Source organism: Cyanobium sp. Tous-M-B4 (assembly GCF_024345395.1).
Classification (GTDB): Bacteria; Cyanobacteriota; Cyanobacteriia; order PCC-6307; family Cyanobiaceae; genus Cyanobium_A.
On record NZ_JAGQBA010000003.1, the window covers coordinates 251,535 to 266,439 of the forward strand.

15 protein-coding genes are annotated in these 14,905 nt (G+C 58.5%); 7 read left to right on the forward strand and 8 right to left on the reverse strand.

Features of this window, described 5'->3' with window-relative positions:
- Positions 1 to 21: 21 nt before the first annotated feature.
- From KBY73_RS07595 to KBY73_RS07620, 6 genes are read right to left on the reverse strand one after another with little or no spacing between them, the layout of a single operon-like run.
- A complete protein-coding gene (locus tag KBY73_RS07595) occupies positions 22 to 684 on the reverse strand; it encodes a DedA family protein (protein WP_254936480.1) in 663 nt (220 codons plus the stop codon).
- Positions 684 to 3,470, reverse strand: coding sequence for a cation-transporting P-type ATPase (locus KBY73_RS07600; RefSeq protein ID WP_254936481.1), 2,787 nt, complete (start codon positions 3,468 to 3,470; stop codon positions 684 to 686). Before KBY73_RS07600 ends, KBY73_RS07595 begins: the two co-directional genes overlap by 1 nt.
- Before the next feature lie 39 nt (positions 3,471 to 3,509).
- The gene (locus tag KBY73_RS07605; RefSeq protein WP_315858412.1) at positions 3,510 to 4,256 is read right to left on the reverse strand and encodes an amino acid ABC transporter ATP-binding protein; all 747 of its coding nucleotides are present in this window, start codon (positions 4,254 to 4,256) and stop codon (positions 3,510 to 3,512) included.
- Positions 4,253 to 5,494, reverse strand: coding sequence for an amino acid ABC transporter permease (locus KBY73_RS07610; RefSeq protein ID WP_254936482.1), 1,242 nt, complete (start codon positions 5,492 to 5,494; stop codon positions 4,253 to 4,255). Before KBY73_RS07610 ends, KBY73_RS07605 begins: the two co-directional genes overlap by 4 nt.
- A gap of 1 nt (position 5,495) precedes the next feature.
- Positions 5,496 to 6,479: an ABC transporter permease subunit gene (locus tag KBY73_RS07615; RefSeq protein WP_254936483.1), complete on the reverse strand. Its 984-nt coding sequence runs from the start codon at positions 6,477 to 6,479 to the stop codon at positions 5,496 to 5,498.
- 11 nt (positions 6,480 to 6,490) lie between these two features.
- Positions 6,491 to 7,561, reverse strand: coding sequence for an amino acid ABC transporter substrate-binding protein (locus KBY73_RS07620; protein WP_254936484.1), 1,071 nt, complete (start codon positions 7,559 to 7,561; stop codon positions 6,491 to 6,493).
- Positions 7,562 to 7,630: 69 nt separating this feature from the next.
- On the opposite strand from KBY73_RS07620, the gene KBY73_RS07625 reads away from it, so the two are divergent.
- Positions 7,631 to 8,167, forward strand: coding sequence for a YqhA family protein (locus KBY73_RS07625; RefSeq protein WP_254936485.1), 537 nt, complete (start codon positions 7,631 to 7,633; stop codon positions 8,165 to 8,167).
- Between the two features lie 52 nt (positions 8,168 to 8,219).
- Here the strand turns inward: KBY73_RS07625 and KBY73_RS07630 are convergent, their stop codons facing one another.
- Positions 8,220 to 9,287, reverse strand: a complete 1,068-nt coding sequence (locus KBY73_RS07630) for a calcium/sodium antiporter (RefSeq protein ID WP_254936486.1) — start codon at positions 9,285 to 9,287, stop codon at positions 8,220 to 8,222.
- Positions 9,288 to 9,401: 114 nt separating this feature from the next.
- Between KBY73_RS07630 and KBY73_RS07635 the strand changes: the two genes are divergently transcribed.
- Complete coding sequence (locus tag KBY73_RS07635; RefSeq protein ID WP_254936487.1) at positions 9,402 to 9,701, forward strand: Nif11-like leader peptide family natural product precursor; 300 nt, start codon at positions 9,402 to 9,404, stop codon at positions 9,699 to 9,701.
- On the forward strand, positions 9,698 to 10,120 hold the full coding sequence (locus KBY73_RS07640; protein WP_254936488.1) for a hypothetical protein: 423 nt from the start codon (positions 9,698 to 9,700) through the stop codon (positions 10,118 to 10,120). Before KBY73_RS07635 ends, KBY73_RS07640 begins: the two co-directional genes overlap by 4 nt.
- 367 nt (positions 10,121 to 10,487) lie before the next feature.
- Here the strand turns inward: KBY73_RS07640 and KBY73_RS07645 are convergent, their stop codons facing one another.
- Entirely contained in the window at positions 10,488 to 11,603 is a 1,116-nt protein-coding gene (locus KBY73_RS07645; RefSeq protein ID WP_254936489.1) for a calcium:proton antiporter, read from the reverse strand.
- A 524-nt stretch (positions 11,604 to 12,127) separates the two neighbouring features.
- On the opposite strand from KBY73_RS07645, the gene KBY73_RS07650 reads away from it, so the two are divergent.
- The 4 genes from KBY73_RS07650 to KBY73_RS07665 all read left to right on the forward strand — a co-directional run bounded on the left by KBY73_RS07650 (position 12,128) and on the right by KBY73_RS07665 (position 14,905).
- The gene (locus tag KBY73_RS07650; protein WP_254936659.1) at positions 12,128 to 12,301 is read left to right on the forward strand and encodes a DUF1651 domain-containing protein; all 174 of its coding nucleotides are present in this window, start codon (positions 12,128 to 12,130) and stop codon (positions 12,299 to 12,301) included.
- Positions 12,302 to 12,348: 47 nt separating this feature from the next.
- A complete protein-coding gene (locus KBY73_RS07655) occupies positions 12,349 to 12,510 on the forward strand; it encodes a hypothetical protein (protein ID WP_254936490.1) in 162 nt (53 codons plus the stop codon).
- A gap of 283 nt (positions 12,511 to 12,793) precedes the next feature.
- A complete protein-coding gene (locus KBY73_RS07660) occupies positions 12,794 to 13,558 on the forward strand; it encodes a hypothetical protein (protein ID WP_254936491.1) in 765 nt (254 codons plus the stop codon).
- 411 nt (positions 13,559 to 13,969) lie between these two features.
- A complete protein-coding gene (locus tag KBY73_RS07665; RefSeq protein ID WP_254936492.1) occupies positions 13,970 to 14,905 on the forward strand; it encodes a hypothetical protein in 936 nt (311 codons plus the stop codon).

The window sequence follows — 14,905 nt, forward strand, 5'->3', positions numbered from 1 at the left end:
CAACACTTATTTCAGCAACTACTAGCGCCAGTGGAATTTCTTGCCAATCCACCTCAAAAACAGCCACAACAATCCGCCAACTGCCGCAACCAAAAGTATCCCAACTAGAACGCTGGTAAATGGTTTAAGGGCGGCTGCAACACCTGCGTAGCCAGCCCCCAGCGTTTGACCGGCAACCGTGAGCAGCAATATCCAAATCAGGCTGCCTGCCGTAGTCCAAATCAGAAACAAAGGCTGGGGCATCAACTCGATGCCAGCCGGTAATGACACCAGCGTGCGGACCCCGGGGATAATCCTCCCCCAAAACACCACCGCTACTCCATGGCGATTAAACCAACGGCGGCTGCGGGCCAGGTCCGCAGGCCTCAAGCCAAACCAGCGGCCATGGTTTGCCAGCCACTGCTCCAGATGCTCCTCGTTGATTAATCGGCCGATTCCATACCAAAACCAAGCGCCAAGCACGGTGCCCAACAGGCCAGACAGCACTACAGGAAACAGCTGCAGCCTTCCCTGCTGGATCAGAAAACCGGCTAGCGGCATCACCACCTCAGAGGGAATAGGTGGCACCAGGTTTTCCAGCAACATCACCAGGGCAATTGCCCCATAACCCAGCAGCGGATTGGCATCCACCGCCGCCAAGAGAAGCTGGGGAAGCTTCTCCATCAAGGCGGACAGATCAGCCATCAATTCATTACTGCCGGGGTATTAGCCCTGCGGCGGCCAAACCACTGCCGCAGAATTTTTTCGGCCTCGAGGTAGGTGAAGAAAACCAGGCTCACCCCTACACACACCATTAGATCTCCAAAGGCCAAGGGCACGGTGCCGAAGAAACGAGACAACCAGGGTACATATAGAAGCAGCAATTGCAGGCCACTAGTAAACACCACTGCCCAGAGCAGCCAGGGATTACTGAAGGGATTCACTTGCAACAAGGGGCGATCACTGCGAGCGGAGAGGGCATGACCCATCTGGGCCAGGCACAAGGTGGTGAATACCATGGTTTTCCAGGGGCCATCAACCCCCTGGATGCGGTAACTCCACACCATCAAAGCAATCACCATTAAGCCGAACACCACACCAACTCGCACGATGTAGCGGCCAATTCCTCTAGCAAAGATCGATTCACCTGGCCGAGCCGGGTCCCGGTCCATCAGGCCCGCCTCCGCCGGTTCAAGGGCCAGGGCTAGGGCAGGCACCCCATCTGTGACCAGATTCATCCAGAGGATCTGCAACGGAGTCAAGGGCACGCCAAAGAGACCAACCAGGGGAGCTGCCGCAATCGTGACCAACTCGCCGACATTGCTACCGAGAATGTATTTAACGAAGCGGCGAATATTCGCGTACACCAGTCTCCCCTCCTCCACCGCACTAACAATCGTGGCGAAGTTGTCATCCAGCAGCACCATGTCGGATGCCTCCTTACTCACCTCCGTGCCAGTAATGCCCATGGCCACGCCGATATGGGCTTGCTTAAGGGCAGGGGCGTCATTGACCCCATCTCCCGTCATCGCCACCACCTGGCCATTGGCCTGCAGGGCCTTAACGATGCGCAGCTTCTGCTCAGGCGGCACCCGGGCATAGACACTGCAGCGAGCTACTACCGCGCGCAGCTCCTCTTCACTACAAGCTTCCAGCTCCCGGCCCAGCACCACCTCAGCATCAAGGGTGGTGAGCCCAATCCCAGCGCCGATGGCCCTGGCGGTGAGAGGGTGATCGCCGGTGATCATCACGGGCCGAATGCCAGCTCCGCGGCAGATCGCCACCGCCTCAGCAACCTCAGGCCTGGCCGGATCAAGTTGGGCCATCAGGCCAAGCAACACCAAACCCGATAGGTCTTGCTCTGGACTGGGATGGTGTGGGGCGCAGGCAAAGGCCAGCACCCGCAAGCCTGAAGCTGCCAGATCGCGAGCCTGATCGAGCCACCACTGGCGCTGATCGGCTCTGAGATCTATCACCCCGGAACCATCCAGCCAGCGGCTGCAGCTAGCCAGGATCACTTCTGGGGCACCTTTGCTGATCATCAACTGATGGGAGCCTTCTGCCGCTGCCCCGAGGGGAGCCTGGAGGCTGCCGTCAGGATCGTCCACCCAAACAGCCATCAACTGACGCTCTGAGCTGAAAGGAATCTCAGCCTTGCGGGCGTAGCGCCGCCTGAGCTCAAAATCGTCGTAACCAGCCTTACCAGCCACCACGGCCAAGGCGCCTTCGGTGGGGTCGCCAAGCACCTCCCAGAGCCCATCTGCGCCTTGACGCAACTCGGCATCACTGCAGAGCACGCCCGCCTGCAGCAGCAGATTCTGCAAACCAGGATGGGCACCGGCCAAGGCACCCTCAGGGGTTGCAAGGGGCACCGACGTGAATTCTCCTGTTGGTTCGTAGCCTTGGCCACCCACCGCCACCGATTGGTTACCGAAGCGCAGCTCCTGAACTACCTGACGATTTTGGGTGAGGGTGCCGGTTTTATCGGAGCAGATCACGGTGACAGACCCCAAGGCCTCCACCGCCGGCAAGCGCCGGATCAGGGCCGCACGCTGCACCATGCGCTGGGTGCCGATCGCCAGGGTGACGGTGATCACCGCCGGCAAGCCCTCGGGCACGATCGCTACCGCCATCGACAGGGAAACTTCGAGCAGGTTGAGCGGGTCTTGACCCAGCAACAGCCCAAGGCCCACAACTACTGCTACTAAGGCCAGGGAGGTGCCAACCAACACCTTGGCCAGACCATCGAGCCGCTCCTGCAGGGGGGTGCTCTCGCCGCCAGCGGTGTTGATCAGGGTGGCTATCTGCCCCAGCTCAGTCGCCATGCCGGTAGAGGTCACTACCGCCACACCGCGACCCCGCACCACCTCGGTGCCCTGGAACAGGCAGTTCTGGCGCTCCAGCACCGGCGTGCCTGGCTCCAGCACCAGATCGGCCCGCTTAAACACGGCCTCCGATTCACCAGTGAGGGCGGCTTCGCGTACGCCCAGATCGGCCGTCTCCAGCAGGCGTCCATCAGCCGGCACCCGATCGCCGGCCTCGAGGCGAATCAGGTCGCCCGGCACCAGCTCCTCACTCGACAACCTTTGCCACTGGCCGTCGCGGCGCACCTGCACCTGGGGTTGGGCCAAATCGCGCAGAGCCAGCAGCGCCTTCTGGGCTCGGCTCTCCTGCAGGTAGCCCAGCAACCCGTTAAGACCAACGATCAGCACGATGGCGATCGCATCCTTAGGAAACTTCTGCTCCACATAGGCCACGCCGGCGGAAACCGCCGCAACCGCCAGCAACATGATCAACATCACGTTGCTGAACTGGTCCCAGAGGATCTGCCAGTTGCTGCGACCCGCTGCAAGTTCAAGCCGGTTGGGGCCAGCAGCGGCCAGCCGCCGGCTTACCTCAGCCGTGGTCAGCCCAGCATCCCCACACTGCAGCTCCTGCAGGCAGGATTGCCCATCGATGGCATGCCAGCTCTGGGGCATGGGAGTTGTCATGAAAGCAGGCGCAGTTGGGGTGGAATACCTAGGGAGAACTCAGCTGATCTGGCTGAGAAACTGCTTGCTGCGCTCATGCTGCGGGTTAGTAAAAAACTGCTGCGGCGGCGCCACCTCCACCACCTCGCCATCTGCCATAAGCACCACCCGGCTGGCCACCTGGCGCGCAAAGCGCACCTCATGGCTTACCACCACCATGGTCATGCCATCGCGGGCTAGCTCCTGCATCACCGCCAGCACCTCCTGCACCATCTCGGGATCTAGGGCGCTGGTGGGCTCGTCAAACAGCATGATCCGGGGCTCCATGCAAAGCGAGCGGGCAATCGCCACCCGCTGCTGCTGGCCGCCGGAGAGCTGGCCTGGAAACTTGTGGGCTTGTTCGGCGATCCCAACTCGCTCCAACAACTCCAGCGCTTGGCGCTCCACCTCAGCTTTAGGGCGTTTGCGCACTTTCACCGGCGCCAAGGTGAGGTTGTCGAGCACCGAGAGGTGGGGAAACAAATTGAACTGCTGGAACACCATGCCCACCTCCCGGCGGATCGCATCGATGCGGCGCAAATCGTCGCTGATTTCAATGCCATCCACCACGATTGAGCCCTTCTGAAAATCCTCCATGGCATTGAAGGTGCGCAGAAAAGTGCTCTTTCCCGAGCCCGAAGGACCCATGATCACCACCACCTCGCCTTGGTGCACGTATAGATCAACACCACGTAGGGCATGGAAGCCGTTGGGATACCACTTCTCGACCCCACGGGCTTCGATCATCAGGGCGGGTGAGCTGGTCATGCCTGGGGCGCAGAGGGGGAATGGGGGTTAAGGCGAGTTTCTAAGGCGCGACTGCCCAGCCCAAGGGCCGCGCAACAACTCCAAAACAAAATGGCGAGCACTAAATACACCTCCGCGTTCTTACCAAGAAACATTGGGTTTGCCATCACCGTACGGGCGGTGCCGAGTAGGTCAAGCAGGCCGATCAAGGAGAGCAAGGTGGTGTCTTGCAGCAGGGAGATGAATTGGCCCACCGTGGCTGGCAGGGCAACTCGAATGGCCTGGGGCAGCACCACATGCACCAGAGCAAGTGGCACCGGCAGGCCCAGGGAGCGAGCCGCCTCCATCTGACCCGCAGGCACTGCTACCAAACCTGATCGCACCGCCTCAGCCACATAGGCAGCAGCAAAGAAGGTGAGCACCCAGGCAGCCCGCCAAACCCGATCGGGAGCCAGCCCCCCTGGCAGCAGGAAGCCGAGGATGTTTTGCCCCAGAAACAACAAGGTGATCAGCGGTGCCCCGCGGATGAACTCGATGTAAATCACCGAGCCCCAGCGCAGCAGCGGCAGCTCGCTGCGGCGACCAAGGGCGAGCAGCACCCCCAGGGGAAAGCAGAGCAGGATGGCAAAGGTGGCCATCAACACCGTGAGCAGCAAGCCACCCCACTCGGAAGGCGGCACCTGCACCAGCCCCAGGCCACCACTAATCAGCACCATGCCCACCAGGTAAAGCAAGGGCCAAAGCAGGGGAATCAGCCGGCGGCAAGCCTGGGGAATGGCTTGCCCATAGCGCCCAGAGGCCCAGCGGGCGAGAAGCAGTAGGGCAGCGATCCCCCACCAACGCACCTGGATGGCAAGGGTTAGTTGGAGCGCCATAGGCCGCCAGAGGGCTAGGGCCGCCAAGATTGCGGCGGCCCAGCGGTCATTGCGGGGCCAAAGAGGCTGAACAGCCCCGGAACCTGGAAAAGCCCTCAACAGACCCCAACTCAGCCCAGTTGCGAGGGCCAGCAAGGTAGTGAGCAGCCATAGGCGCCACTGCTGCTCAACTGGATAGCGACCTACAGCAAACAGGGTGCTGTTGGCACTGAGCACGGCCCATTGGGCCTGGAATAGCGCCCAGCGGAAAAAGCCCAAGCCCGCTGCCAGCAGGGCGGCCAAAAGGGCGATTGAAATCAAGCCATCGAGTCGGCTGCCAAAGAGCTCCTTTTGCAATCTGCGCAAGGGATTGGCTCGCACCACCAGAGGAGCTGTACTTGCCATTTCAGCGTTCTCTCAGCTGCACAAGGCCACTTAGCCCATTCATCAGGGCAGAAATCACAAGGTCGATCACTAAATAAGAACCCAATAAAATCAACATCACCTCAATGGCACGGCCGGTTTGATTGAGCGTGGTTTCAGCCACCGAATAAAGGTCGGTGAAGCCGCAGGCCACTGCCAGCGATGAACTCTTGGCAAGCGAAATGTATTGGCTGTTGAGACCTGGCACAATCACGCGCAAGGCTTGGGGCAAAACGATCCGCCGCAGGGTCAGCAGGGGCGAAAAGCCCAGCGAGGTGGCTGCCTCCCACTGCCCCTTAGGCACCGAGGCAATACCGCCGCGCACCACCTCGGCGATAAAGGCTCCCGAATAGATCACTAGACCACTCAGCAAGGCTGCAAATTCCACTGAAATCCTCAATGGCGCTTGCCACACCCCGTTCTCAAGCAGGGGCAACTGCCATTGCAACGCCGAATCAAACCAACTGAGATAGAGGCCAGATTTAGCCAGCACCACCCCGGGCATCTGCAGGGCTGCTGCGCCGTTAGGGAGAGACAGAAAAACCACGAAGTACCAAAACACCAATTGCAACAACAGGGGAATGTTTCGAATCAGCTCAACGTAGATGCGGGACAGGAGACGCAGCAGTCCGTTGGAACTGAAAGAAGCAGTACCAACTGCAACCCCTAGCAAGGTGGCACCGAACAAGCCAAATAAAACCACCCTTAAGGTGTTCATCAAGCCAGCCATCAATGCACGCCAATAGGGCATTGATGCATCGAATGGAATCACCGTTTCGGAGATTTCAAATCCAGAGGGATTACCAAGCCAACTCCAGGTAAGTAGCAATCCGGCATTGGTGAGGTTGCGCACCAAATTACCGAGCAAAAAAGCTACCAACACCAGCACAACAAGCCCAACAACCGCCTGGAGCAGCCAAGGAATCAGTCGGCGGTTGCGCCACCAAGGCGTGACTCCAGAACTCATCGCAGACCGGTTCAACGGAACGGGGGCGAGTAAATCAGCCCGCCTTGAGTCCAGAGACGATTCATGCCTCGATCTAATTTGAGTTTAGAATCTCGACCAAGATTACGTTCAAATATCTCACCATAATTACCAACAGCTCTTATGGCCTGAACCACAAAATCAGCAGGCAATCCAAGTTGACGACCATACTCTCCCTCCACCCCGAGGAATCTGCGTAGCTCAGCCTGATTTGGATTTGCCTTGGCTTCAGCAAGCTTCGCCTCAAGATTGGCCTGAGTAATCCCCAGCTCCTCGGCTTGCATCAGGCCATATACGATCCATCGCACTGCATCAGCCCAAGCCGGATCGGCATTGATGGTGGAGGGCGTGAGCGGCTCCTTGCTCATCACCACCGGCAACAAGCTATGGAGCGCCGGCTGGGGAAGGATGCTGCGGTAGGCCGCCATCTGGGAGCGATCGGTGCTCACAGCCGCACATCGGCCGCTGAAATAGGCCGTCCACATCTGGTCGAGGGTCTGGAACTTCAGCGGGGTATAGGCAATGCCCTCTTCCCGCATCCGGTCGGCCAGGTTGAGCTCGCTGGTCGTGCCGCTTGGAACACAAACAGGCTTGCCGGCCAGATCCTTGAGCTCGCGGATACCACTAGCCGAGGGCGCCATCACACCTTGGCCGTCGTAAAAAGTAGTTGGGGCAAAGCTCAGCCCATTGCCCCCGGGCGCATCCCTGCTGAGGGTCATGGTGGTGTTACGGGCAAGCAAATCCACCTCACCACTGGAGAGGGCGGCAAAGCGCTCGCTGGGATTTAGATCTCGGAACTGCACCTTCTCGCCATCGCCCAACATCGCAGCGGCAACGGCCCGGCAAGTATCCACGTCGAGCCCGGCGTAGCGGCCGTCTGAGTCCACGTAGCCAAAGCCAGGCAGCTTTCCATCGGTACCGCAGAGCAGGCTGCCCCGGGCCTTGATAGTGGCCATCTTCTGGCTTTGAACACCACCGCCGTCTCCTGCGCAGGCCACCAGGGCCAAGGACGCGATCAGGAGTATGACGGCATTGAACCGGCGAAGCAGGACCATCAGGACCATGGATAATTCCGATCTCGGCCCAGTGTTACATCAAGGTTAGTGTGGCGCCCTAATGTTTTCATCAGAACCATGGCTCACCGTCAACATCGCCTTGAGTGGATATTTGAGCGTTGGCTGTGGCGCTTCCGGCTGATCGCGATTGTGCCGGTGGTGATGAGCCTGCTCAGTGCTGCAGCCGCTTACCTTGCCGGCACCCTGGAGGTGCTTGGTGCCCTGAAAATTCTGATCGATGGCTCTAGCGACTCAAGTTACACAATCGCCATGCAGCTGGGCAGATTGGTGGGCGGAGTAGACCTTTACCTGATCGGCATCGCCCTGATGATCTTTGGCTACGGGGTGTATGAGCTGCTGATCTCCAACATCGAAGCGGCGCACCTGGACGGGAAAGACGGAGGTAGCGGCCTGCTCGACATTCGCAGCCTAGATGACCTCAAGGAAAAGCTGGTTAAGGTGATCGTAGTGGCATTAATCGTATCCGCCTTCAAGGCAATGTTGATCTTCCCAATCAATAGCACCACCAACTTGCTGGTATTCAGCGGCAGTGTATTTCTGTTAGCCCTGAGCGCCTGGCTGGTGGCTGGCGGCAAAAAGCTCCCCCACTCCTAGGTGAAGGGAAAAGGCCTCAAGAGGGCTGGCTCAGCACTGCTGGCTAGGTGGCTCAAGCGAAGCGATTCCGGCGCCAGCTAAGGGTTTGCCACACGAGAAACACAAACACCAGCGGCAGGATCGCCACTAGGGCTACAAACCTGAACTCATCAACTGCTGATGTGACCGTATTTGTAAGCACCTGCTCCACCAGATACAAGCCGTAGAGACCTACCAAGATTCCCCCCTCGAGGCGGGTGATCACACCATGGGTCCAGAAAATCGGCAAGCAAGCCAGGGTGGTTAGCACCATGATTGGAAAATCTCGGCTCACCATCACCGGATCAACCGCCAGGCCCTGGGCACCGGAAGCCACACCGCATACCCCAAGGATCACCAGCTGGTTGAGCAGGTTGCTGCCCACCACGTTGCCGATTGCCAGGTCTGCCTTGCCGCGGTAGGCCGCCACAAGTGAAGTAACCAATTCCGGCATCGAGGTGCCGGCGGAAACAATCGTGAGGCCAATAACTGTTTGGCTGACGCCCAAGCCCACGGCCGCTGCGGTGGCCCCCTTGACCAAAATCTGGGATCCCACCACGAGCAACACAAGCCCGCCCGCCAATTTGGCTCCTGCTACAACCGGTGTAGCCCGATCGTTTTCGTCAATATCATCAGCCTCATCAGGATTCTCACCGGCAGTGCGCATCTCCCAAACGACGTTGATCACCGTGCCAACCAGCAGGGCCAGTCCGGCCTGCCAGGTGATCCGGCCACCAGAGGCCATGCCCCACACAGCCATCGACACGCCAAGCAGCAGTGGCACATCACGGCGTATCAGCCGGCTTTTGACTCGCAGCGGCACCACCAGGGCGCTGAGCCCAAGCACCACCAGCACGTTGAAAATATTGCTACCCACAACGTTGCTGACAGCAATAGCATCGTTGCCTTGAATCGTGGAGATCAAGCTCACAAACAGCTCTGGCGCGCTGGTGCCGAGAGACACCACCGTGAGCCCGATCACGATCTGGGGAATGCCAAACAACAGGGCCACGGCCGTGGACCCACCCACAAACAACTCGCCGCCACCAAACAGCAGCAGGATGCCAACGATGATTTCGATGGCGCTGGGCAACAGGGGCATCGGTGAAGGGCTGCCAAAGAAGCGATATAGGGATTCTGTACGGTCGCCCTCCGTCAGGGGTCAACCTGGGTGCTCCGACCTACGCTTTGGCTTGATTTCGGGCAGACATTACGAGTGATTGATCCGGACGCCAAAACCACAGCAGCTGGCTCCGGTCAGCCCGACGAGCTCGAAAGCCTCTTTACCTTCCTGGGCCAGATTCAGCAGGATGGTGCCCTGCGCGACCAGCTCAACGAAGTGATAACCGCTCCCGATGTGGTGGCCATAGCCGCCGATCAGGGCTTCAGCTTCCAGGCCTCCACCTTGCTGGGACTGTTCGAGCGCTGCAATGAAGCGCCTCTGGCGCGCCAGGGGCTGATGGACGAAAAGTTGATTCGTGTCTATCTGCAGCGGCAGCGCCTGCAGGCCCCATGACCACAACTAAACTCCTAGCCCTGCTTGATCTCTGGCAGCAGCAGATCAGGTCCTGGGCCCAGAACGGCGAACTTGTGAGCGCCGCTGTGCATGCCCTGGGGCTAGGTCAGGAGCCTTTGGCTCTGACAGCTTTGGCTAAGGCCCTGGCCCAGGGCGATTTCAGCGGTCTGCCAAAGGTGGAGTTGATGGCAGACGACGAATTGCCAGGGGCTCGCAGCCATTTTTCAGAAAGCAGCCAAACGGTATTTCTCAACACCAACTGGCTGGCTGGTTCTGACCAAGACGCCGCACTGCGTGAGTTGACGGTGCGCTGGGGCGAGCATCTAGATGTGCTTTTAAACACCTCCGACACCCCTGGAGACGAGGGCAGACACTTTGCGGCCCTGCTCAGCGCTGGCCTAGCAACTCCTCCCAAGTGAGCGGTTGGGAGGTGGGACGTCCTTGGGGACGGGAGTGCAGCGGGCAGCTGGGATAGCTGGTGCGGCTAGAGCGGGATGGGGACGGGGAAACAAGAAACATGGAAAAGTGAATCGATATGGATCTCGCACCGAAAGATTGCCATTCCCGCAAAGGGAATTCACACGGAGCAATCGCTAAGCAGAACAATCAAACTGGACTGAGCTGACTTGGCCTACAGATCTGAATTAGCAGACTGATCGGCCTTCCCCAGGAAGCGCAGGGGATGCATGGTGCTTGTTCTGGCCTGCGCAAGCTCTTAGAGCTAGCCGGCTTCTGCCAGACCCCTCAACCATAGCCCGAGAGCAGGTAGCCGTTCGCTTGAGCGATTCAAATGATGGGTTTGAGCAACAAAGCACCCACGAACAGGGCCGTATAGATGCTGAGCAGCAGCAAACCCTGGTACCAGGTCAGGGAATCCCCTTCCGTCACCCAGTGCACTGCAAAGGCAGTGGCCCCAAGGCAAGCAAGGGCCTGGGGCGGGAAGGTGAGGTGCAGGAAACGCCCCATCAGTGGTCCGAGCAGCACCAAAACGGGCAATACGAACAACATCAACTGGACGCTGGATTCGACGGTGCTGGCCATCGCCAGGGCCATCCGACCTCGACTGGCCGCCCGAAAGGCGACCAGAGCTTCTGGGATTGCCGAAAACAACGGCAACAACAACATGCCCACAAATAGGGGGGTGACCGCACTGCCTTTGACCAGATCCTCGAGCCCAGCCACCAGGTGCTCCGAAACCCCGGCAATGGCCAGGGCCACCAAAACCAGTACCCCCACAATTGCCAGCAGGGACCCCTTGGACTCGCTGGTAGCACTGGCTTCAGTCAGCTCCCTCTCAACAGCAAAGAGCCCCCGATGGGTTCCCAGTTGATATAGGTAGGAAAGCAGATAAGCCAGCATCACTATCACCGCCACGATCAGTGAGTAGACGGCAAATAGATCAAATACGTTGCTGCCCTCGGTGATCGGGTGCATCGAGTCCCAGAAAAATATCGAGGGGACCGACATCAAAATCACGCTGATCAACAACTGGCGGGTGCTAAGGCCACGACTGTGGCGATTGAGATCCACCACCAACTCACGCCGGCCAGCCACGATCGTGCTGATTCCGAGCACCAACAGGCTGTTGGTGATCACGGCACCGGCAATGCTCAACACCACTAGGTCGTACAGGCCGCTTTTCAAGGCCGTCAGGGCGATCACCAGCTCAAGCAAATTGCCCAGGGTGACGTTCAGCAGCCCTCCCAACCGCTCACCAACGCGGTGCACAAGGTGATCGACCAGCTCAGCTGTGATCTGGGCCAGAGGGATCAGGGCCAGACCGCAAAGCAAGAAATAGGGAAGCTTGAAAGGACCCGCCGCCTCAGGCGGCACCACAATCGCCACAGCGCTCAACAGCAGCAGCAGCTTCCAGCGACCACTCAAAACCTCTCTAATTACCACGAGGCAAGTCCAACCAAAATCAATGGGGGCAGGGGGACTTGAACCCCCACAACGTTGCCGTCTGCGGATTTTAAGTCCGCAGTTGTGTCAATGGTAGCAGTCATTTTGAGATTGGGTTGCCTAACAGTTTGCCTAGCAAGCGTTCAAAAAGTCCAATGGAGACCACGTGAGCCCTGGATGACTTAACCGCAGCTGGGGCATGCGTGCTCCAGACCATCAAAATGGTGATTGCCAAGAAAAAGCCAAGCGACGCGTGCATACACAATGGAAAACTTATCGTTACCTCCTCAAATGGCTGATCACGAAGGACGCAAGCTCAGCGTTCGGGAGATGATCAATGCTCACCTGTTCCCGCTCCTGGCCTTGGTCGCCACAGCGAGCTCAGTCTCGATTGCCCTGTCGCTTGGCCCAATTGCTGGCCAGTCCCACCGGTGGAACAAGTGCTACGACGCTGGGCTGGCATGGCTGGAGCGAACCAGTCCCAGCATCAAGGGCGGTGACCGCACGGCCATTGCGGCCAACTTCTGCAATGGAGGGCTGCCCAACAAACCTGCGCGGTAGAGCAGGTTGCAACGGCTAGCCGCGCTGGGCCTAGCGCACCACCGCTACTCAAGACTCGTAGTCACATGCGCCGTAACGACGCGAGGGAGCTATGGCTGAGGCTCAAGGCCCTGGGTTGGAAGCAGGTGAACCCCTAGCGGGGCGCCGACTTAGTTACCTGAGCACGACGAGTGACAGATGTGCCATGAGCAGCTACCTAATCCGACGCCACGACGCGGTCTATGCAGTGGTTGAACGCTATAACGCCGACATGTACTGCTCAGACGACCGTGAGTACTACAGGATCGCGGTCGTGAGCGAGGAGCTCCCTGACTCCCCCTACCCCAGCTATTCGCCGGCGGGCTGATGTCGCGCGAATGGCGCGAGGACCCCAACGGCTTCCTCTACGTGCTGAGCGACGGCGACGGCGATTGTCAGCTGCTTTCTGGCCCTGCCTGGCACGGCACTGCGCGGCGTGCTCCTGGTGCTGAGGGATCAGGAGATGCTGATTCCCACGAACAAGAGACCTGCGAGCGAGATATGTATCTTTCGGTTAAGAAATTGCATGACGCTTGGCCTGGTAGACAATACGAGTTCAGCCTTGTTAAAGATACAAAGATTCCGCAGGCCCTTGGCGGCAGAGTCTGTCAGTGCGCCGCCGTAAGTTCCCCAAAATTGTTCAGCATTGGACTAACATCATGGGCAAGATCTTTACGCTAGATAGACGCAATCAGGCGTTGCTGCTTGGCACCGAGGGCGATGACATCGTTCAGGGGAGTACCGAGTTCCCACCCGTTTGGAATGGAAAAAGGGGAGCGATCCGCCTGCTGAGAGGCGACGACGTCATCAGCAGCAGAAGTTTTGTGCAGATCAATGGAGTGATTGAGCTAGGCGGCGGACGTGACGTGATCACGGGCCTAGGCGAAAACCTCCCCCCTGGCCAGAGCGCCATCTACCTGCTCGCGGTCGACAATTTCAATGGCAATGTCACGATGGGTCGCGGCCGAGACGCGATCCTTGTGCAGAGCGGAAGTCTGTGGGTCGGTGAAGGTAGTGGCCTGGATATGGGAGAAGGAAATGATCGTATAGAAGCAGACGCAATGGTTGTGCTTGGAGGATCGGCTTCTACCGGGGATGGGAATGACAGGATTGATATTGGAGATGGACGACTTAGTGCTGATTTGGGAAGTGTTTCCTTTGGCTCCGGAGATGATGTTCTCATTGCCCGTGGAGGCATGCGTCTCTCTGAGGGAGGTGGAATCTCTATGGGATCCGGTAATGATCTCATTGATGCGAGGAATGGAATCGAAAACTCTTTTTATAGTGGCGGTACCAGTCTCGGATCAGGTGATGATAAAATAATCGGGTCGCTGCGTTTCCGGATCCGCCCGAAACCATTGAGCCTGGTCGCTTGATTGGAGGCAGGGGTAAAGACACGATCGTTCTGACTACGGGTGTCTACGAGATCACAGCCGATCAGATCAGCACAAGCGAGGCTTTCCTGTCCGTTGCCGGCATCAACTACCTAGAGGGAATCAACGGAGGTCGATTCGCTTATGCACCTGGCATCCTCGCGGTCAGCGATCAGGGAGTCGCCACCTTTGCTGCAGCTCTGAAGGTGTGCTGTGTCGGGCGTTTTTTGACAGCGGTTTCTAGGCCGCCTAATCAGGACTTAGAGGCGAACAGTGGCCTAGGTCTATCCGAGTGATTGTCTAGGCCTATGGGGTTCGCCTGGCTAAAGCTGTGGGAAATGTCTAGTGTTTGTTCATGGGGGTAGCCCTTGCTGGACAAGGGCTTTATCGGTGTCTTCTACTGCGGAGGTCGCTATGGCTACTGTCTTCAACCTAGAAACGAGGAACTCCGGACTACTACTCGGTACCGGTGGTGATGATCTGGTTCAGGGCAGCGCATCAACGCCTGAGCTTGTCAATGGCCGTAATGGTGTGATCCGACTGCAAAAAGGTTCGGACACGATTCGCTTCGGTTCTTTTCGAAATCCTGGTGTTGTGCAACTGGGCAGAGGTCAGGACCTAATCACAGGCCTCGACACCCTGCGCTCGGGGAGAGTCAGCCGCGAGGGGGATGGCCAAGGTGGAATCTGGATGGGACAGGGAGCGGATCTACTCGGCTCGGCTTCCGAGAGGCTGAACATTGATTCCGTTGGTCTTCTGGATCTCGGCGCCGGGAATGATCAGGTCTACGCGACAGATCTGACTATGGGGTGGGCGCCCATCGTGATGGGTGCTGGTGATGATCTACTTGATGTGGCCGGTGAGATCGTGATCCGCTTTGCCAGTGGAATCCTTGGGGACGCTGGTGATGATCGCATCATTGCCGGTAGCGGACTAGTTCTTGACCCAGATGCGGGCATCAATCTGGGTGCAGGCAATGACCTCATAGATGCCTCTGCCGGTTTTCAGGGCCTGTGGGGGTCGGGCAACGTGCGCCTGGGGCCCGGAGATGATGTGTTTCGGGGATTCCTGGCACCTAGAAGCGATTTCCCTGATTCGGTGGTGAGCCCCTGGGGCACCCTACAGGGCGGCAAGGGCAAGGATGTTCATGTTCTGCCGCCCGGCACCTATGAAGTCGTCAAGGAAAAGTCTGATTTCTACCCCAGTCTATTTTCCCTCAGAGATGTTCAATCTGAACTGGAGATGGGGGTGTCAGGAATAAATGCCCTGGCAGGTTTAAACGGCGGCCGAGCAGCCATTGCGGAAGGACTCTTTGAGGTCTCCGCGGATGGCATTGGAGCATTCGCATAA

Bases quoted from the DNA above. Each gene is read 5' to 3' on its own strand.
- KBY73_RS07595 (WP_254936480.1), bottom strand. From the start codon at position 684: ATGGCTGATCTGTCCGCCTTGATGGAGAAGCTTCCCCAGCTTCTCTTG.
- KBY73_RS07655 (WP_254936490.1), top strand. From the start codon at position 12,349: ATGAGCAGCTACCTAATCCGACGCCACGACGCGGTCTATGCAGTGGTT.
- KBY73_RS07615 (WP_254936483.1), bottom strand. From the start codon at position 6,479: ATGAGTTCTGGAGTCACGCCTTGGTGGCGCAACCGCCGACTGATTCCT.
- KBY73_RS07665 (WP_254936492.1), top strand. From the start codon at position 13,970: ATGGCTACTGTCTTCAACCTAGAAACGAGGAACTCCGGACTACTACTC.
- KBY73_RS07630 (WP_254936486.1), bottom strand. From the start codon at position 9,287: ATGCCCCTGTTGCCCAGCGCCATCGAAATCATCGTTGGCATCCTGCTG.
- KBY73_RS07625 (WP_254936485.1), top strand. From the start codon at position 7,631: ATGGCTCACCGTCAACATCGCCTTGAGTGGATATTTGAGCGTTGGCTG.
- KBY73_RS07620 (WP_254936484.1), bottom strand. From the start codon at position 7,561: ATGGTCCTGATGGTCCTGCTTCGCCGGTTCAATGCCGTCATACTCCTG.
- KBY73_RS07605 (WP_315858412.1), bottom strand. From the start codon at position 4,256: ATGACCAGCTCACCCGCCCTGATGATCGAAGCCCGTGGGGTCGAGAAG.
- KBY73_RS07610 (WP_254936482.1), bottom strand. From the start codon at position 5,494: ATGGCAAGTACAGCTCCTCTGGTGGTGCGAGCCAATCCCTTGCGCAGA.
- KBY73_RS07600 (WP_254936481.1), bottom strand. From the start codon at position 3,470: ATGACAACTCCCATGCCCCAGAGCTGGCATGCCATCGATGGGCAATCC.
- KBY73_RS07640 (WP_254936488.1), top strand. From the start codon at position 9,698: ATGACCACAACTAAACTCCTAGCCCTGCTTGATCTCTGGCAGCAGCAG.